The following is an 18,331-nucleotide window of genomic DNA, read 5'->3' on the forward strand; positions in this document are numbered from 1 at the left end:
GATACACATGACTATCCTTTCACAAACCCTTTTTCTTTCAGATAATTGGCTGCAACTTTCTTGGCATCCTGGCCTTCAACCGAAATACGAGCATTCAGTTTTTGTAAGGTTGCACTATCAAGGGTGGCAAATACGGGATCGAGCAAAGCAGGGATATTAGGATGCGCTTTCAGTGTGGCTTCACGGATTATTGGTGCTGGCGCATAGATAGGTTGTACACCTTTGGTATCTTCCAACGTTTGCAGACCTAGTGCCGCTACCGGGCCATCGGTGCCATACGCCATGGCGGCGTTCACTCCCGAGGTCTGCTCAGCGGCTGCTTTAATTGTTACCGCGGTGTCACCACCAGCCAATGACAAGAGTTGGTCTTGGTTCAATTTGAAACCATATGCTTGTTGGAAAGCAGGCAGGGCATCAGGTCTTTCAATAAACTCAGCTGAAGCCGCCAATTTGAATTTGCCACCCGTATTAATCCATTTACCTAAATCATCCAGTGTTTTCAAATTATTAGCGCTAGCTAAATCCTGGCGAACAGCAATAGTCCAGGTATTGTTCGCTGGCGCAGGTGAAAGCCACACCAGTTTATTTTTCTCATAATCCAGCGCTTTTACTTTTTCATAACCTGCTTTCGCATCTTTCCAGGCAGGATCTTTTTCATCAGAGAAGAAAAAGGCACCATTACCCGTGTATTCAGGGTAAATATCAATCTCGCCAGCAGTGATAGCCCCACGCACCACTTTGGTGGTGCCCAACTGGGATTTATTGGTGGTTTTAATCCCGTTAGCATCAAGAACCTGCACAATAATATTGCCCAGCAATGAGCCTTCAGTATCAATTTTTGAGCCAACACGGACAGTATCAGCAGCCTGTGACGCACCACCTGAAACAGCCAACATTACTGTAGCTAACGCAAAAATCCGGCTACGGGTTAAGGTCTTTGCCATGCTTTACCTCTATGTGCTCAAGGGTTATTGAAAGTTCATTCATTAATATCGGTGAAATGCCAATTTCAGCAAGGCTGAAAAAAAACCATTAACAAATCAGCAACTATATTAGATTTAGTCGAAAATAAACCAAATAACCAATTGATATTAAATATATTATTCAAGTCAGACTAGGTTAACTGGTCTGCCACTTCTATAGATAACAGTATGATAGCTAAGTATTTAAACACGTGTTACTGACAAGGATGACTGTTAAGATTACATAATTAGCTGTATATAACAACAGTAAAATACAGATAAGTGAAAACAATACCTCCGATCTTGTAGAAGGTCTGATGCCTTCATTTTCACTTTGATAAGTCACTTCAGACTGACTCGGTATGCCCATCTCCCCTGTCAATTACAGTGTGCAGCCTTTCCTCAGCCCGAGCTTTATTTTCACTATCGTAAAAAGGATGAATTTCTATCGCCAAAGCTGTAAAAACAAATGCTTCGAACCATTCAGTATAGCCATTCACCACAAATTGCTCGCTGCGATGCTGATATTGAACCCAACTTTCCAGATAAATCCGGCGCAATCCATACCAGGGCAAAGCCGGTAAATCGTGGTGAACCAAATGATAATTGAGGTTTAAAAAGAGTAGACGCCATGGCCATGCGGCCTCATTCAGGGTTGAACGTGCTGCGCTGTTTTCAGCCGCGCGATGCTCAAAAAAGGATCTTACTTTGGTCAAACTAAGGGCGGGATAGCTAATTACCAAAATATAAAAAATAGCCGAAATACCATAACCAGCCATCCAGTAAAACAATAAGCCAAGTAAACCAAAATGAACCAACCACATTGCAATCGCCGGACGATCGCCAGTAATAAAAGCACGGATTGCACTACGATTGGTGGCGATGATATCTAACGCGGGTCCCAAAATTAATCGGCCAGAAAAGGTATTGCTAATACGGACAATACCTTTGAATAATTGCGGAAAATTTTGCCATTGCTTTGCAGTGTAATAATAGCTCTCTGGATCTTTTTCAGGATGAGTCAGATCCTCATCTTTATGGTGTTGAATATGGGAGTCACGATAAAGGCCATAGGGGTACCATACTGCCAGTGGCAAAGTACCTAACAGCTGATTTACCCGTCGCCAGCGCGTTGGATGGCCATGAATCAGCTCATGTTGTAATGACGTATACCACGCGGTAAATAATATTAGCAGTATGCTTCCCAGTACTGTGCCTAATTGCTGCCAATAAATAACACAGGCAAACCAGCCAGTATAAATAACCCCTATCAATACCCAGGTAGGCAATTCCAGCCGCCATACCCAAGAGCGAGACAATAGTTTTATTCTAGCCCGTTGTTGCTCGCTAAGATAATAAGCAGCCCCGGCTCCACGGTGATTAGATTTGGTATCAGCAGCAGGCATATTGAGGACTCATACTTGGCATAATTCTCACCAGTATCAGCTTAATGATCCCTGCTGCTAACTAACTTAAAATACTATGTAAATATGAGAATGTGATAATCGCCTTCTGTTTTGATCTGACTAAACTCAAAAAGCGTTGAGCGATGACGAACCACATCAATTTTCAACTACATTAACCCAGCACTGTTCCTCTGCTGAAGTAGCAATAGCATCGAGTACTCTGGACACTTTCCATCCTTCTTCGAAATCCGGCCACATACGATCACCGGCAGCAATTCCGTTAATCAAATCACGGATCTCGACCGTTTTTTGGTCGTTAAATCCAATACCATGCCCAGCACTTACACAAAATGCTGCATAGTCGGGGTGCAATGGCCCTGTAAGCAGTGTTTTAAACCCTTGTCTGGACTGGGGTTCATCGTGGCGATAGAGCTGCAATTCAGCCATTCGTTCTTGTGAATAACTGATTGTACCTTTGGTTCCTGTGACCACATAGGTCAAACCCATTTTGCGGCCACAAGCAATACGTGAAGTCTCAATAGTCCCCATTGCTCCATTGGCAAAACGAACTAGCGCACTGGCCTGATCTTCATTTTCTACTTCACGTAACAATGAGGGATTTTTTGGATCAGGCCGCTGCTTAATCACCGTCTGCATATCACCACATACATTAGTGATATCACCCACCAGATAATGGGCCATATTGACAATGTGTGCGGCTAAATCACCTAATGCTCCTAGCCCCGCCTGCGCCTTAGTGCAGTGCCAATCCAACGGTGTTTGCGGGTCTGCCAGATAATCTTCATTATGAGTGCCATAAAAATGCACGATATCGCCAATCTCGCCATTGGCAATGATCTCGCGGGCTAACTGGCTAGTTGGGTTCTTCATATAGTTGAATCCCACCAACGTTTTCACCCCTTTAGCGCGTGCTGCCTCGGCCATTTCTTTGGCATCTGCGGCATTAAGAGCCAGCGGTTTTTCGGAATAAACATGCTTACCATGCCTTATAGCCGCAAGAGCCATTTCTTTGTGCAAGAAATTTGGTGCACAAATATCTACGACATCAATAGCTGGGTCAGAAACCAATTCTTGCCAGTTTGCAGTCGACCGGGAAAAACCAAATTCTTCAGCTCGTTGTTGAGCCAATTCAGGTGTGACCTCTGCCAGCATTTCTAATACAGGCAAACCCTTTAAAGGAAAAACCGTCGCAACCTGCGCATAAGCAATAGCATGACAGCGACCAATATAACCAGTACCAATAAGGCCAATTCGAACCTTTTGCATTCTATTCCCCTCGCTTGTTTAGGATTAAGGCCCCGCGAGGAACCTCTACTTGTCAACGGTTATACGAAATTAAAATTTCACACTCAAGATCAAATTGGAATGAAAAACCTTTTTTGCGAAGCAACTCATTTAATCTTCTCAGTCCGATGAAATTTTGCATTAACAAGTAGTAAACCAAGCCACTTAGCTCACAAAAAGAAATCATAAAAACCAGCAAATGAATTATTTATTCTTTTTATGAAACGAATGAAATTATAAATTTAAAATTTGCGGAGCAATATGCATTGCTGACAACTCTGGGTTTCAATACGATGATTTAGTTATATAGTGAACACCACGATGAAGCACTCAACTAAGCGGCTTCTTTATAATTTCGACAGGTAACTTGCTATGAACTCATCTTTTTTGGTTACACCACAATGGCTGACAGAACATATTGATGATGCCAACACCGTTATTCTGGATGCCAGAATGTCACCGCCAGGATTAATCCCTAAAAGAGATATTCAGGCCGAGTTTGAGCAAGGACATATTCCCGGAGCTGTTTACTTTGATATTGATGCAATTGCCGATAGCAGCACCGATTTACCTCATATGTTGCCATCTCCACAAGTATTCAGTGAGATGGTCGGCCAATTAGGGGTCAGTGAGCAGCATACCTTAGTCATTTATGATGATGGAAACCTATTTTCAGCGCCGCGGGTTTGGTGGACATTCCGTATCTTCGGTGCCCAAAATGTATACATACTGGCCGGTGGTATCAGCGGGTGGCAACAGGCAGGTTTTGCATTAGAAAGTGGCCCAACATTTCCAACAGCTCAAACCTTCAACGCAACATTCAATGATGCTGCCGTCAAAAATATTCATGAGGTTTTAGCCGTACTAGGAAACAATGAAATACAGATTTTAGATGCTCGTCCTGCAGGCAGATTTAAAGCCCTGGAACCAGAACCTCGTCCTGGATTGCGTCTTGGTCGCATCCCCGGCAGTATTAATGTGCCTTGGGGGAGTATGGTTGAGAATGGCAACCTGAAATCACCACAAGAACTGGAAGCTATTTTTGCCGCCCAAGGGGTGGATTTAACCAAGCCCATTATTACCAGCTGCGGCTCAGGTGTTACAGCTGCAGTGGTTGCTCTGGGATTAGCCGCTGTCAATGCACCGTCGGTAGCACTGTATGACGGTTCTTGGGCTGAATGGGGTGCTTCTGATTCGCTCCCAATCGATAGCACTCAATTGCCATAAAATGACTTAAATAGCGACCAGGCTCCGGACACCGTCAAGCTCCATATCAGTGCCGTGACCTCTCTGGACAATTTTGCCGCGCGACATCACCAGATAGCTATCCGCCAGTTCTGCGGCAAAATCATAAAATTGCTCAACCAACAAAATAGCCATATCCCCACGGGCGGCCAGCTGCTTGATAACCAACCCGATTTCCTTAATCACCGAGGGCTGAATACCTTCTGTGGGTTCATCAAGAATAAGTAAACGAGGTTGACAAGCCAGCGCCCGCCCAATGGCCAATTGCTGCTGCTGCCCACCCGATAAATCACCACCACGGCGATGCTTCATATCCTGTAAAACGGGAAAGAGTTGATAAATATGTTCTGGCACAACCTGGCTTTGTGAACCGGAGAAGCGGGAAAGACCTAACAGGATGTTCTCTTCTACTGTTAATCGGGGGAAAATTTCCCGCCCTTGTGGCACATAGGCTATCCCCCCTTTAACTCGCTGATGGGGTGATTGATGGCTAATATCTTTCCCCTCCCAAGTAATGGTACCGTTCTTGGCAGGCACTAACCCCATCAGGCATTTCAGTAATGTTGTTTTACCCACACCATTACGCCCCAATAAGCAGGTTACCTCACCTATGGCGGCCTCGAATGACAGGCCACGCAAGATATGGCTTCCACCATAATATTGATCAAGTTCATTCACTTGCAGCATATTTTGCCCTTAAATATCCAAATAACGAGATATGAGAAGAAAGCGGCGCAACCACTGTGAATCAACGTGCGACCCCCGAGGTTTGGTCACCCCAAATGAGGAGGAGGAAACACAGAGTCAGAGCGGTTCAGCGCCCTAAATACACCTCTATCACCTGCTCATTTTCCTGCACCTCGGCCAGTGTTCCCTCAGCTAACACTTGCCCCTGATGTAATACGGTGACATGGTCGGCAATGGTCTCCACAAACCCCATATCGTGTTCCACCACCATCAATGAATGCTTCCCCGCCAATTGATTAAACAGCTCGGCAGTATAGGCCGTTTCCGCATCCGTCATCCCAGCAGCTGGCTCATCCAACAGCAGTAAATGTGGGTCTTGTACTAATAACATGCCGATTTCAAGAAACTGTTTTTGCCCGTGAGATAACAAACCTGCGGGTCGCTGGCGCATCTCATTTAAGCGCAGCATAGTTAACGTTTCATCAATTTGATCCCGCTGTTCACTGTTTAACTTAGCGCGTAAACTGGCCCAAACAGTTTTGGTATTTTTTTGGGCCAATTCAAGGTTTTCAAACACGCTCAACGCTTCAAATACTGTCGGTTTTTGGAATTTTCGCCCAATACCCGCTTGAGCAATTTCAATCGTATTCATAACAGAGAGATCATGGTGTTGGTCGTACATCATCTTGCCGCTCTGTGGGCGAGTTTTACCGGTAATGACATCCATCAACGTGGTTTTACCTGCACCGTTTGGGCCGATAATACAACGCAGTTCACCGACGCCGATTTGCAGTGAGAGGTTTCTCAACACATGGAAACCATCAAAACTGACATTGATATCTTCCAAAGTCAGTACCGGATCCCGCTGCTGGCGATACTTATCCGCAGCATGCTGTACTACACCGGGCTCCTGAGCAATAATTTCAGGGTAAATAAGTTGTTCTGTAATTTGAAACCGACTCATTTGTCTTTTCCCCGTTTCAGCAAGCCAATAACCCCTTTAGGTAAGAACAACGTCACCAAAATAAAGATCAAACCGAGGAAAAATTGCCAATATTCGGGCATAGCCATGGTGAACCAACTTTTTGCTCCATTGACAATACCAGCCCCCAGCACCGGGCCAATCAAAGTGCCACGCCCACCTAACGCAACCCAAATTGCAGCTTCAATAGAGTTAGTGGGTGACATTTCACTGGGATTGATAATACCCACCTGCGGCACATATAGCGCACCTGCCAGAGCACACAGCACGGCTGATAACGTCCAGATAAACAGCTTGAAACCTTTAGGATCATAGCCACAGAATGTCAGGCGGTTTTCAGCATCGCGCACCGCGGTCAGTATCCGGCCAAATTTGGTTCTCGCCACGGCAAACCCGAGAGCCAAACTGGCAATAAGCAGTGCGAGTGTTGCCAGAAATAAGGCTATGCGTGTGGAGGTTGCTGATACCGAAAAACCCAACATAGTTGTAAAACCGGTGAAACCGTTATTGCCACCAAAACCGGTTTCATTGCGGAAAAACAGTAGCATACCGGCATAGGTTAATGCCTGAGTCATAATGGAAAAGTAGACACCTTTTATTTTGGAGCGAAAGGCAAAGTAACCAAAAATAAAAGCCAATAAACCGGGCACTACCACAATCAAGCACAACGCCCAAATAAAATATTGGCTACCACTCCAAAACCACGGCAATTCAGACCAAGAGAGAAAAGACATAAATGCGGGCAAACCATCACCGGCCGCTTGCCGCATCAGGTACATCCCCATGGCATACCCCCCTAGGGCAAAGAATAAACCATGGCCGAGAGATAATAATCCGGCATATCCCCATACCAGATCCAATGCAATAGCAACCACCGCATAACACAGAATCTTACCTACAACTGTTAAGGTATATGTCGAGATTGCCAGTGGGTTATCCGCAGGTAGTAATGCCAAAAAAGGAAGAATAATCAGTAAAATAGTGACTATCCCTGCTAATGACAGACTAAGGGTTGGGGCTTTCTTCGCCAAGGTTATAGCCAAAGGTTGATTCATTAGTCACTCACCCTGCCCTTGAGGGCAAACAGACCTTGCGGTCGTTTTTGAATAAACAAAATGATCAGCACTAAAATCAATATCTTGCCCAGCACTGCACCGATCTGCGGTTCCAGAATTTTATTTAGCATGCCCAGCCCAAAGGCGGCCACAACACTGCCAGCTAATTGCCCGACCCCGCCAAGCACCACCACCAGGAAAGAGTCGATAATATAACCCTGACCTAATTCCGGGCCGACGTTCCCAAGCTGCGATAGCGCAACGCCACCCAAGCCGGCAATACCAGAACCTAATCCAAAAGCCAACATATCGACTTTCCCAGTTGCTACCCCGCAACATGCGGCCATTGCACGGTTTTGTGTCACTGCTCGTACCTGCAATCCAAGGCGAGTTTTATTCAGCAATAACCATGTGAGCAGCAAAACAATCACAACGAAGGCAATAACGGCAATCCGATTCCACGGTAGAACCAGATTAGGTAAAAGTTGCACTCCACCCGATAACCAGGCTGGATTGGCCACTTCCAAATTTTGCGCGCCAAAAATCATTCGTACTCCTTGAATAAGCATCAAACTGATGCCCCAGGTTGCCAGCAGGGTTTCTAGTGGGCGGCCGTACAGATGTCGAATCACGGCTCGCTCTAAAGTCATACCAATTCCGGCGGTAATAAAGAAAGCAACCGGTAAAGCGACTAATGGATAGAGCGCCAGCCAATGTGGTGCAAATTGTTGAAACAGTGATTGCACTAAATAGGCGGAGTAGGCTCCCAGCATCAGCATCTCGCCATGAGCCATATTGATGACGCCCAATAAGCCGTAAGTGATTGCTAATCCCAGCGCGGCCAACAGTAAGATAGATCCCAGCGACAGCCCGCTAAATACCTGCCCGATCACATCTCCCACCATCAATCGGTTTTGCACCTGTTTTAAACTACTGGCCGCCGCTGCACGCACCTGTGCATCAGGCTCGGCCTTGTTATCAGTTAAGTTTTGCAGCCGTGATTGAGTTTGCGGTGAGCCCGATTGCCCTAACAGTTGAACGGCTTTTAACCGTATTTGCGGGTTGCTGTTGGTCAGTTGCAAATTTGCCAGCGCAATGTTCAGTGCTTCTTTGACTTCGCTGTCAGTTTCTAATTTCAAACGCTGATTAAGTAGCGGCAGTTGATCACTTTGCGCCTGCTGCTGTAATTCTAATGCTGCTTGTAAACGCACTGATTTGTCGTCACTGACCAGCCGTTGAGCCGCCAAAGCATTGGCAATCAAAATACGTAACCGGTTGTTGAGCCAAATCTTCTTAGGTACGCCGGTCGGTTGTAACTGCCCCTCCAGCGGGGTGAAAACCTGATGATTCTGGACAAAAACCTGCCCAGCACTGTCTATCACTAACGTTTCTTGTTTCAGCGCTTGTAATAATGCTAAACGGCTCGCATCCGGTTCTGTCGCCCATTGCTGCAACATCGTGGCCTGTTGCGAACGATTAGCTGCAGCAAAATCATGAACTGTCCCTGCCATCGCAAATGTCGACATGCTGAGTAACAGGAACAGCATCACCTTAAGCAAATCATTAGCCGTTCTACTCCAAACAGGAATTAACGATTTCATAGGCCCACTCATCACGGATATGTGGCAAAAAAGAGCCGGAGGCAGCAACATTTGACTGACTCCGGGTGTCAGCGCTACTGGGTACTTTTCACTGGATGGTCTGGTTTTTTGTCATTTCCGGCGATAAATGGGCTCCACGGCTGAGCGCGGATAGGGGCATCCGTCTGCCACACCACATTGAACTGCCCATCGGCTTCAATTTCGCCAATCATCACGGGTTTATGTAGATGGTGATTAGTCTCATCCATGGTTAAGGTAAAACCGGAGGGTGCTGGATAGGTTTGCCCAGCCATTGCGGCGCGCACTTTATCCACATCGGTTGATTTGGCTTTCTCCACCGCCTGCGCCCACATATGCATGCCAACCCAGGTTGCTTCCATCGGGTCATTGGTCACAGCGGTATCAGCATTCGGCAACTTGTGAGCTTTGGCATAGGCTTTCCATTGCTCAACAAACTTTTTATTAGTTGGATTATCTACCGATTGGAAGTAGTTCCACGCCGCGAGATTGCCCACTAATGGTTTAGTATCAATACCGCGCAGTTCTTCTTCGCCCACGGAGAAAGCAATGACTGGCACATCAGTGGCTTTAATGCCCTGATTGGCTAATTCTTTGTAGAAAGGAACATTCGAATCACCATTGATGGTGGAGATAACTGCAGTTTTGCCATCAGCTGAGAACTTTTTAATATTACTCACGATCGTTTGATAATCGCTATAGCCGAACGGTGTATAAACCTCCTCGATATCTTTATCCTGAATACCTTTACTGTGCAGGAAAGCGCGTAAAATTTTATTGGTTGTTCGCGGATAAACATAATCAGTACCTAACAGAATAAAGCGCTTCGCCGCACCACCATCTTCACTCAATAAATATTCCACTGCGGGGATAGCTTGCTGATTTGGTGCCGCGCCGGTGTAGAAAACATTCGGTGACATCTCCTCACCTTCATACTGTACCGGGTAAAACAGTAAACCATTAAGCTCTTCAAATACGGGTAAAACTGATTTACGAGAGACCGAAGTCCAGGCACCGAAAACAACCGCGACTTTATCTTGTGTTAATAATTGCCGTGCTTTTTCGGCAAATAACGGCCAGTTAGATGCCGGGTCAACAATAACCGGCTCAAGTTGTTTACCTAATACTCCGCCGTGCGCATTGATATCATCAATACTCATTAACGCCATATCTTTCAGGGGTGTTTCAGAAATAGCCATCGTGCCGGACAACGAGTGCAAAATACCCACTTTAATAGTATCAGCGGCCAGTGTGCCAAAAGCCACACCCAGACTGATAACCGAAGCTGAAAGCGCAAAAACCTTAATTAAGTTACGATGTTGCATAGCGTTAACCTCTGGTCGTTGAGTAAAAACACACAAGATTGAATAACTCTGCGCAATCGCCGTGCCAGTTTTATATCTTGATGATTTAATTTAACATTATAAATATTTCGACCAAATAGCCTGATATACAGCCTAATTATCTGCACCATTATTGCGCAACAAACGAGCACATATAGTGCAACACAGAAAGGGGGTGAGATATAAAGAAAAGACTAACTGAGATAGGCTAATTTAAAAATAGAGTGAGGTTATCTCGTTAATTAACGAAAAACAGGAATAGCAAATTGCTACTCCTGTTCTTTTACCGATAATCGACATCCGATTTTATATCAACATGATTATTTCTATTTTTTAGGGCCACGTATACGTAATGTCAAACCCTTAAGGAAATAACGCAACACCTGATCGCCACATGGACGGAAGTTTTTGCTGCCTTCTTTACGGAACAATGCATTTAACTCAGGTTTGGATACTGGGAATTCGACCGCGTTGAAAACGTCATGCATATCGGTGTCTTTCAATTCAAATGCTACACGCAGTTTTTTTAGCACGATATTGTTAGTAATGACTGGCTCTACCGCAGGTGCCGGGAACTTGTCATCCTTACCGCGTCTAAAGAAAATCAGGCCATTAAGGAAATGTGCCATCACCAGATCAGGGCAATCCTGATAACCGGCTTCATCTTCTTTTTTAAGAAAATTAACGACATCCGCATTGTCCACTTCAAAGTCAGCCAGCTTAATGATTTCAGTTATCTTGGTATCGTTTACGTTAAGCATATAGCGAACACTACGGAGCACATCGTTGTTGATCATATTACTGCCCTATTCCTATTATTTAGATTAGACGTGCGCGAATATCGCAAGAAAAACAAAAATCTTCTTTAACGTCTAGCGGGCAGTATTGTATAGATCCACGCCGATTTTCTCAATGTAAATCTGGTTGATGATAAAAGCACACATATAGCAGGAAATAAAATAATCATGATATACAATTATTAATTAACTATTTCCAATAAAAAACAAATTAAGGCAAGAGATAAATAAATACTTACCTTAATTCGTAGAATAGAGATCAAACTTTAGATTTAATATTATTGGTTGGCTGATAAAGTGCAATTTCCTCGCCAACAATATACTTCTTCCGCAAAGTGGCAGAGATCTTGTCCATAATCATGACAATAACCACCATAATTAAAGTAATAAACATCACGACATCCCAATTCCACAAGCGCATGTTCTCTGCATAAACTAAGCCGATCCCTCCAGCCCCGACAAAACCTAATACTGCAGCCGAACGGGTATTCGATTCAATTTGGTAAAGACTTAAAGCTAAAAAAGTGGGGAAAGACTGAGTGAAAATACCAAAACGCTGTTTTTGCAAAGCATTGGCTCCCATTGCAGTTAAGCCGCGATTAGGCGATTTATCTACCGCTTCATGCCCTTCCGCATAAAGTTTACCGAGCAACCCCATATCTTGCATAATAATCGCCAACACCCCAGCAAGTGGCCCCATACCCACTGCGCGCACAAAAATCAGCCCCCAGATCGCCATATCAATACCACGGAAAATATCCAGGAAACGTCGCACGACAAATGAAATAAGGCGTAAACTCGGTGTCGACATCACATTTCGCGCCGCCAGGAATGATAGGGGTAAAGCAATCAATGTGGCAGTAATTGTCCCGGCAAAAACAATAGCTAAGGTAATAAAAATCTGACCAAAGTAATATCTAAATGGCCAATTAACAAAATCATGCCAAACAAACATGCGCAAAAAATATCGGCTTATTTGCTGACTGCCATTAACAAATGTCTGCCAGGGGATGCCAAAAGTTTTAAAGAAAAAAAGGTAATATAAAAAGATACCTACAACAATTATCGAGACCCACTTTATATACCGTTTTTGCTGTAAGAAAATCTGCGGATGCTGCTGTTTCAGTGTTGCTAGTTGCCCTGCGCTAAAATGGCCTGTCAGCATTATGAAACTCCTTCCACAACTCGTTTGCGTAATTTGCCAGATGTGTAATCCAATAGTGAAACTACAATAATAATCAGCAGTAGTGTCATACTCACCTGATCATAACGATCCAGTTTGATTGAGGTCATTAACTCCTGGCCAATCCCCCCCGCCCCCACCAAACCCAAAATAGTCGATTGACGAAAATTAATTTCCAGCCGCATAAAGCTATAGGAAAGAAATATGGGTTTGACTTGCGGCCAAAGTGCAAAACGCATTCGCTGTAATTTACCGGCGCCACAAGCAGCGAGTCCGCGGACAGGTTTATCCGATGCGGTTTCCAATGATTCGTAAAACAACTTAGTTAAGCTGCCAATAGTGTGTAAAGCCAGCGCCAAAAAACCGGGAATCGCCCCAATTCCAAAAGCCATAACAAACATAACTGCCCATGCCAATTCTGGCATAGTGCGTAAAAAGGCGACAAAGGTTCGGATAGATAATCTCAACCATGATGGGCTTTGAGTATTATTCGCCGCCAAAAAAGCCAGAAGGATAGCAACCATTACCGATAAAATTGTCGATGCCACTGCCAGTTGCAGAGTTTCCCAGATTAGCGGTAACTGAATCGGCAGACGATAGCCCCAATAAGCCAACGAACCTTCCGTATGACCATCCGCGAATAGTTTATGCCAATGGAGTACGGGGACAGTTTCAACCAGATAATCAAAAAAGTGCGGAATAGAAATAAAAACAGTATGCAAATTAAACTCAGCAATACTTCCCGCACCAAGATAGATAATGATCAGCGTCAATGACCAAAGCAATGTTTCACGTTTCTGTTTAGTGCGAACCCGCTGATAGTAATGGTTAAAGTCTGTATTCAAAATTAGCTACCACCTAAAAGCATTAGCTCCGGCTTTGCCGGAGCTAATAAATTTATTTCCGTAGAGTCAACTTAACGGTCGCCTTTGGTTAACTCACGCTTCATATCAATAATTGTTTGATACTCGCTAAGTGATGTCTCACCAATATGCTGTTTACCGCCCATCGCTTTGATAAAGCAGGCGTGATCTTCTTTATCTAATTTTTTAACCGCAGCTACTAATTGCGCCTTAAATTCAGGCGGCAATGCACCACGGACTAAAATCGGGCCATTAGGAATAAGTGGAGATTCCCAGATGATACGGATCTGCTTCATTAAATCCGGGTGATCCATCCTAATCATGCGGGTGAATGCGCCGCTGGTATAACCGGTATTGTAGTCACCGATCATTGATGCCCATGTTACTGCTCCGTCAAATTGACCGTTAATAACACCCAGAATATCCTGCTCATGGCCGCCAGAGAATGTCACGCTAGAGAAGAAATTGTTATATTTGTTATCAGCTGTCCCGCCTAATTTCTGTTTAAAGACTTGATTAGGGATCAAGAAACCTGAAGTTGAGTCTGGATCAGCGAAACCAAATGCTTTGCCCTTTAAATCTTCAATTTTCTGATAAGGGCTATCGGCTTTGACGACCACAACTGAGTGATAACCGCGCGATTTGTCAGTGTCATCAATAGCAATACCCACGATATCGACGGCTTTAGGATCTTTAATATAAACAGAAGCAAAAGAGGACGGAGACATACTTAATACCAGGTCAATCTTCCCACCTAGTAAACCTTGAATCACCCCTGAGTAGTCAGAAGCATTATGTAGATTGGTTTTAACATTTAATTCTTTATCTAAGAATTCTTTGACACACATATTATCGCCAATTTGCTGTGTCGCATTCTGTCCGCCCAAAATACCCAGATTAATTTCTTTTGGCGCATCCGCTGCCGTGGCATTAAATACCATCATACTTGCCAATAATGAGGTAAGACAAAGTACTTTTTTCATTAAAATAACCTATTCTGATAAAGGGATAAGTGGGAATTAATGCAAAAGCTCAGTTGATTCGTCGCTATATATATCCTGAATAATAGAGTCATTCAGTACAGAGGGATGCCCGTCAAAAATAATTCGTCCATGAGCAATGCCAATGACTCTTGTACAATACTCTTTTACTAAATCGACAGAGTGTAAGTTAACGACGACTGCAATATCGTCTTCACTTATTTTCTGCAAGGTATTCATAATGCGAGTGGTGTTTTTTGGGTCCAAAGAAGCGACGGGTTCGTCAGCCAATAATATTTTGGGGTTTTGCATCATGGCACGACAAATAGCCACACGCTGCATTTGTCCACCCGAGAGGTTTTCTGCACGTTGCAAGGCATGTGGCAGCATATTAAGCCATTGCAACAACTCGATTGCCCTGGCGCGATCTTGGTCTGCAAAAATTTTAAAAAATGATTTTAGTGTGGAGGTGTAACTGAGGCGACCTAATAAAACATTAGTCATAACATCGAGACGCGGCACCAAACAGAAATCTTGAAAAATCATGCCACATTTGGCTCGCCATTTTCGCATCTGCTTGGTTGTTAGGGCTGCAATATTCTGTGTCTCACCATTGTCATGGTAATTAATAATTTCACCAGCACTGCTGGGAATAGTGCCATTTAAAACATGCAACAATGTCGATTTACCGGCACCAGAACGGCCAATTATTGCAACAAACTCACCCGCGTAAAGCTCAAAATTAATATCATCCAGAACGCGATGCTGTGACTTATACGCCTTAACTAAACCTTTAACAGTAAGTACCTTTTTACGCGATTCTGACACCGCAACTGGATAATCAGCCACAGTGAATTTACGTAACGCCTGGCCCATGTTATGTCTCTCAGATTACCTGTAGTCATGAACCATTAACGAATATTTCTATTGCATATTGATGATAGTTTTATGAGAGAAAGGTGACAAAACTTAGCCACCTTTCCTATATTTTGAAGAGTCTATATTTTTTGATATATACTAATTTCAGCAACTAATAATATTTAAAATTACTGTAAAAACATTTAAATAGCTTCTAGCTTCTCAACTTTCGGTAGACAAATAGCACAACCAAAGAGCCGATAACTGCTACCACAAAACTACCAATGTTAAAACCATCAACCTTACCCATCCCAAAGAAAGTGCTGATATAGCCACCAACCAACGCACCCACTACGCCGAGGATTATAGTCATAATAAAGCCACCGCCATCCTCTCCTGGCATAATCCACTTAGCCAAAATACCGGCGATAAGGCCAAAAATAATCCAAGATAGTATGCCCATAAGCACCTCCATAAAATTAAAAATCACTGATAGCAGATTTGCCTATATCACTCATTGCAAACTTAACATTACAGCCTCAAACTGCCATCGTCATTGTTAAGTTAAGACCCGAATAACAAAATCTGCAAATCAAATCCGCCATATTCAGATGAAATTAAATAACAGGTTCACGCGGTGAAAAAATATGATTAACTCCCTGTTGTTGCAGTTTTTTCAGTAAATCATGTCCACCATTCGAGACGCTATGGGCAAATTCTCTTTCACTGGAAAAAACTGGACTGGCCCAATATATATTGACTGGATCACCCTGTTGTAGCGGCAATAATATAGGGCTATCCACTCCAGCATAAAGTAACGAAGATAATATATAACCTTCATACCCCTGAGGAGCGACTTCTGACTCCAAGGTATGCCCTTCCCCCAGCCAGATTATTTTTTCCCAGGGTACATGAGCAAAACCAGCCAGCGCGCTAGCCATATGAATAGCATTATCCTCATTAACAAATTGGCTATCAATCGCGATAGCCATTTCGAAACGTCGATATTTAGTCGCATCATCATTGAATAATATTTCAACCCATGGTTGGGGCCGAATGCTGACTCCTAACGTCAGAAAATAATATATTCCCTCTTTTTCATGCTGTGAAATAGCCATCGGCGGCCACTTGCCTTGATCGATAGCATAATATTTCACCGCGGGGCCGAAATGTTGTTCATAGCACTGAATATATTCAGCCTGTAACGCAGGCCAAGGGTTCCCTTCTTCCTGTTGCCAGGTGCGCCAAAATTGGCGTGTATCTTGAGCACGAGCATATTGCGTATTGGTGGAAGCTGAACCCAGCGGCAATGTTAGCGGATTGTCTTTAATGCAACTGGCAGAATAACAAACAGAGTGATCAATATATAAACTCCAACCGGGAATAATCGCCAGTAATTGCCCCTGATACCATAATGCTGCGCCATCATCACTTTCTGACCAGATAATTGAAATAAACTGCGCATCAAGTTCAGCCTCACCAGCGACATTGCGGCAAAATTCGGCAGCTAATCGAGGCGCTAATCCTTGTTCAAGGGCAACATTATCAGCCGATATTGGCGCTGCAACCAAATTTCTTACCCAACAAGCGCGAACAGGGAAACGCTCTTCAAATGCCTCTTGCGGATAAATATAGAAATACACTACCCGCTGGTCTTGTTGTACTACGGCTACTAATGTCTGGTTTTCATTACTGACTTCAGCCAGTACCTCAGATTCTTTCATATCGCCTCAACTGTATCGGCAAAGGATTTCAGGCTAAACACGCTGCATTGCCTGCCATAAAATAAGTCTATTAGCGAGATACATATAATCTTATGCTAATAACTCTATACTGAATAATGTAAACATAAAAACATAGTGATAGTGTAAAACAGCTTATCCCTTTAAATCATCAGCAAAAGTCTCAAAAAATTTCAGTATCAACATGAATGTCTAGACACATATTTTTATAATTGATTCAATATCTTCCTGTAGAGACTGGCTCTAATGAGCGAGTATGATCTAAAGATTAATAGCCAATAGTAGATAGTCTGCCGCCTGCTTTCACGCTAAAATAGAACTATTATTTTTCGCAAAATTGAAGGCTGATATGGCATATATACCGAAGAACTACGCGCGTCTGGAAAGTGGATATAGGGAAAAAGCGTTGAAGATTTATCCGTGGGTTTGCGGCAAATGTTCACGTGAATTCGTTTATTCCAACCTGCGCGAACTGACAGTTCACCATATCGACCATGATCACAGTAATAACCCAGAAGATGGTAGCAATTGGGAGATGTTATGCCTTTTTTGCCATGACCATGAACACTCCAAATATACCGAAGCAGATCTCTATGGTTCGACAGTAATTGCTGGCGATGATGCACAGAATGATCAGGGGGTTGCCACCCACAATCCATTCGCTAACTTGAAGTCTTTGATGAAAAAATAGAGTTATTTGGCCGTGACACCCGGAACGGCCAAATATGACATTATGAGGGTTCTTCGTATACACGCTAGAAACCCAGTAGCTGTCGGTATGACCGGTTTTCTTGTTGTTCTACCAATAATCCTAATCCATCAGCTAAATCTCGGCATTCAGCCTTGAGATTATCAAGCACCGAGGCATCATCAGTCATAATAGCTATTTCGGCAAAATCACCCAATCCCGCCAGGTTATCAACCGTGACATGAAATTTTCCAACAAAATAGATGCTACGTCGTTTTTCCAAGGTAAATGCAGGCTGATACCCTAACGTTGACAACATACTCTGCATTTTATTGATATCTTCAATATTGGTTGCTTCGCAACGTTCAGTGCCTGGCCCTTTAACTATCCATAAACGAATACCCGATGGATTCATTTCTCGTAAAACCATACTTATTTTCTTAGCGGCTAACTCGCCATTATTCACTTCCAGATAGATATCTTTTTCATGGTTATCGACGGTAAATGCTATTGCTTCATGCATAGCTAACTGTTTATGCAATTGAGAGATATCCGATACCTGGAACTTCAACTCAACTTCATATTTACCAACAAAATGCTCACTCATAAAATGCCT

At 43.7% G+C, this 18,331-nt stretch carries 18 protein-coding genes; 2 read left to right on the forward strand and 16 right to left on the reverse strand.

Translation table 11 applies throughout. From position 1 onward, the window contains the following. Nucleotides 1-11 precede the first annotated feature (11 nt). The 3 genes from osmF to FTB31_RS08540 all read right to left on the reverse strand — a co-directional run bounded on the left by osmF (nucleotide 12) and on the right by FTB31_RS08540 (nucleotide 3,655). Nucleotides 12-944 (reverse strand): glycine betaine ABC transporter substrate-binding protein OsmF, encoded by a 933-nt coding sequence (gene osmF / locus FTB31_RS08530; RefSeq protein WP_227731282.1) that lies wholly within the window; start codon nucleotides 942-944, stop codon nucleotides 12-14. A 365-nt stretch (nucleotides 945-1,309) separates the two neighbouring features. Next, a complete protein-coding gene (locus FTB31_RS08535; protein ID WP_050075152.1) occupies nucleotides 1,310-2,368 on the reverse strand; it encodes a fatty acid desaturase in 1,059 nt (352 codons plus the stop codon). A 156-nt stretch (nucleotides 2,369-2,524) separates the two neighbouring features. After that, nucleotides 2,525-3,655: a Gfo/Idh/MocA family protein gene (locus FTB31_RS08540; RefSeq protein ID WP_227720058.1), complete on the reverse strand. Its 1,131-nt coding sequence runs from the start codon at nucleotides 3,653-3,655 to the stop codon at nucleotides 2,525-2,527. Nucleotides 3,656-4,045: 390 nt separating this feature from the next. On the opposite strand from FTB31_RS08540, the gene sseA reads away from it, so the two are divergent. After that, nucleotides 4,046-4,900 carry a 3-mercaptopyruvate sulfurtransferase gene (gene sseA / locus FTB31_RS08545; protein ID WP_227731283.1) on the forward strand — a complete coding sequence of 285 codons (855 nt, stop codon included), beginning with the start codon at nucleotides 4,046-4,048 and terminating at the stop codon, nucleotides 4,898-4,900. 6 nt (nucleotides 4,901-4,906) lie between these two features. Here the strand turns inward: sseA and urtE are convergent, their stop codons facing one another. From urtE to FTB31_RS08605, 12 genes are all read right to left on the reverse strand, one after another. After that, a complete protein-coding gene (gene urtE, locus FTB31_RS08550) occupies nucleotides 4,907-5,605 on the reverse strand; it encodes an urea ABC transporter ATP-binding subunit UrtE (RefSeq protein WP_077174813.1) in 699 nt (232 codons plus the stop codon). 127 nt (nucleotides 5,606-5,732) lie between these two features. After that, a complete protein-coding gene (gene urtD / locus FTB31_RS08555) occupies nucleotides 5,733-6,569 on the reverse strand; it encodes an urea ABC transporter ATP-binding protein UrtD (RefSeq protein ID WP_050075148.1) in 837 nt (278 codons plus the stop codon). After that, nucleotides 6,566-7,642, reverse strand: coding sequence for an urea ABC transporter permease subunit UrtC (gene urtC, locus FTB31_RS08560; protein WP_077174812.1), 1,077 nt, complete (start codon nucleotides 7,640-7,642; stop codon nucleotides 6,566-6,568). The genes urtD and urtC overlap by 4 nt, the downstream gene beginning before the upstream one ends. Next, nucleotides 7,642-9,243, reverse strand: a complete 1,602-nt coding sequence (urtB, locus tag FTB31_RS08565; RefSeq protein WP_050075603.1) for an urea ABC transporter permease subunit UrtB — start codon at nucleotides 9,241-9,243, stop codon at nucleotides 7,642-7,644. Before urtB ends, urtC begins: the two co-directional genes overlap by 1 nt. Nucleotides 9,244-9,317: 74 nt before the next feature. Further along, nucleotides 9,318-10,586 carry an urea ABC transporter substrate-binding protein gene (gene urtA / locus FTB31_RS08570; RefSeq protein WP_227731284.1) on the reverse strand — a complete coding sequence of 423 codons (1,269 nt, stop codon included), beginning with the start codon at nucleotides 10,584-10,586 and terminating at the stop codon, nucleotides 9,318-9,320. A 344-nt stretch (nucleotides 10,587-10,930) separates the two neighbouring features. Beyond that, entirely contained in the window at nucleotides 10,931-11,401 is a 471-nt protein-coding gene (locus FTB31_RS08575; protein WP_005168133.1) for a YehS family protein, read from the reverse strand. A gap of 259 nt (nucleotides 11,402-11,660) precedes the next feature. Further along, nucleotides 11,661-12,566 carry a phosphonate ABC transporter, permease protein PhnE gene (gene phnE, locus FTB31_RS08580; RefSeq protein WP_050075145.1) on the reverse strand — a complete coding sequence of 302 codons (906 nt, stop codon included), beginning with the start codon at nucleotides 12,564-12,566 and terminating at the stop codon, nucleotides 11,661-11,663. Beyond that, on the reverse strand, nucleotides 12,566-13,429 hold the full coding sequence (phnE, locus tag FTB31_RS08585) for a phosphonate ABC transporter, permease protein PhnE (protein WP_175631682.1): 864 nt from the start codon (nucleotides 13,427-13,429) through the stop codon (nucleotides 12,566-12,568). The genes phnE (FTB31_RS08580) and phnE (FTB31_RS08585) overlap by 1 nt, the downstream gene beginning before the upstream one ends. Before the next feature lie 71 nt (nucleotides 13,430-13,500). Then, on the reverse strand, nucleotides 13,501-14,430 hold the full coding sequence (phnD, locus tag FTB31_RS08590) for a phosphonate ABC transporter substrate-binding protein (RefSeq protein WP_005158874.1): 930 nt from the start codon (nucleotides 14,428-14,430) through the stop codon (nucleotides 13,501-13,503). 36 nt (nucleotides 14,431-14,466) lie between these two features. Further along, nucleotides 14,467-15,303, reverse strand: coding sequence for a phosphonate ABC transporter ATP-binding protein (gene phnC, locus FTB31_RS08595; protein ID WP_050075143.1), 837 nt, complete (start codon nucleotides 15,301-15,303; stop codon nucleotides 14,467-14,469). A gap of 196 nt (nucleotides 15,304-15,499) precedes the next feature. Beyond that, nucleotides 15,500-15,748 carry a GlsB/YeaQ/YmgE family stress response membrane protein gene (locus FTB31_RS08600; RefSeq protein WP_004709035.1) on the reverse strand — a complete coding sequence of 83 codons (249 nt, stop codon included), beginning with the start codon at nucleotides 15,746-15,748 and terminating at the stop codon, nucleotides 15,500-15,502. 154 nt (nucleotides 15,749-15,902) lie between these two features. Continuing rightward, nucleotides 15,903-17,009, reverse strand: coding sequence for a suppressor of fused domain protein (locus FTB31_RS08605; protein WP_050075142.1), 1,107 nt, complete (start codon nucleotides 17,007-17,009; stop codon nucleotides 15,903-15,905). A gap of 367 nt (nucleotides 17,010-17,376) precedes the next feature. Here FTB31_RS08605 and yajD point away from each other — a divergent pair, with 367 nt between their 5' ends. After that, nucleotides 17,377-17,718 (forward strand): HNH nuclease YajD, encoded by a 342-nt coding sequence (gene yajD, locus FTB31_RS08610; RefSeq protein ID WP_025377708.1) that lies wholly within the window; start codon nucleotides 17,377-17,379, stop codon nucleotides 17,716-17,718. Between the two features lie 64 nt (nucleotides 17,719-17,782). Here yajD and cyaB read toward each other — a convergent pair whose 3' ends face one another. After that, entirely contained in the window at nucleotides 17,783-18,322 is a 540-nt protein-coding gene (gene cyaB, locus FTB31_RS08615) for a class IV adenylate cyclase (protein ID WP_077174809.1), read from the reverse strand. Between the last annotated feature and the right edge of the window lie 9 nt (nucleotides 18,323-18,331).

Origin of the sequence: Yersinia proxima, from assembly GCF_902170785.1 — a bacterium.
Classification (GTDB): domain Bacteria; phylum Pseudomonadota; class Gammaproteobacteria; order Enterobacterales; family Enterobacteriaceae; genus Yersinia; species Yersinia proxima.

What these genes read in the sequence shown, in the direction of transcription:
- FTB31_RS08535 (WP_050075152.1), bottom strand. Translation starts at nt 2,368, where the DNA reads ATGCCTGCTGCTGATACCAAATCTAATCACCGTGGAGCCGGGGCTGCT.
- phnC (WP_050075143.1), bottom strand. Translation starts at nt 15,303, where the DNA reads ATGGGCCAGGCGTTACGTAAATTCACTGTGGCTGATTATCCAGTTGCG.
- urtD (WP_050075148.1), bottom strand. Translation starts at nt 6,569, where the DNA reads ATGAGTCGGTTTCAAATTACAGAACAACTTATTTACCCTGAAATTATT.
- FTB31_RS08600 (WP_004709035.1), bottom strand. Translation starts at nt 15,748, where the DNA reads ATGGGCATACTATCTTGGATTATTTTTGGCCTTATCGCCGGTATTTTG.
- yajD (WP_025377708.1), top strand. Translation starts at nt 17,377, where the DNA reads ATGGCATATATACCGAAGAACTACGCGCGTCTGGAAAGTGGATATAGG.
- FTB31_RS08575 (WP_005168133.1), bottom strand. Translation starts at nt 11,401, where the DNA reads ATGATCAACAACGATGTGCTCCGTAGTGTTCGCTATATGCTTAACGTA.
- FTB31_RS08540 (WP_227720058.1), bottom strand. Translation starts at nt 3,655, where the DNA reads ATGCAAAAGGTTCGAATTGGCCTTATTGGTACTGGTTATATTGGTCGC.
- urtC (WP_077174812.1), bottom strand. Translation starts at nt 7,642, where the DNA reads ATGAATCAACCTTTGGCTATAACCTTGGCGAAGAAAGCCCCAACCCTT.
- sseA (WP_227731283.1), top strand. Translation starts at nt 4,046, where the DNA reads ATGAACTCATCTTTTTTGGTTACACCACAATGGCTGACAGAACATATT.
- cyaB (WP_077174809.1), bottom strand. Translation starts at nt 18,322, where the DNA reads ATGAGTGAGCATTTTGTTGGTAAATATGAAGTTGAGTTGAAGTTCCAG.
- urtA (WP_227731284.1), bottom strand. Translation starts at nt 10,586, where the DNA reads ATGCAACATCGTAACTTAATTAAGGTTTTTGCGCTTTCAGCTTCGGTT.
- osmF (WP_227731282.1), bottom strand. Translation starts at nt 944, where the DNA reads ATGGCAAAGACCTTAACCCGTAGCCGGATTTTTGCGTTAGCTACAGTA.
- FTB31_RS08605 (WP_050075142.1), bottom strand. Translation starts at nt 17,009, where the DNA reads ATGAAAGAATCTGAGGTACTGGCTGAAGTCAGTAATGAAAACCAGACA.
- phnE (WP_050075145.1), bottom strand. Translation starts at nt 12,566, where the DNA reads ATGCTGACAGGCCATTTTAGCGCAGGGCAACTAGCAACACTGAAACAG.
- urtE (WP_077174813.1), bottom strand. Translation starts at nt 5,605, where the DNA reads ATGCTGCAAGTGAATGAACTTGATCAATATTATGGTGGAAGCCATATC.
- urtB (WP_050075603.1), bottom strand. Translation starts at nt 9,243, where the DNA reads ATGAAATCGTTAATTCCTGTTTGGAGTAGAACGGCTAATGATTTGCTT.
- phnD (WP_005158874.1), bottom strand. Translation starts at nt 14,430, where the DNA reads ATGAAAAAAGTACTTTGTCTTACCTCATTATTGGCAAGTATGATGGTA.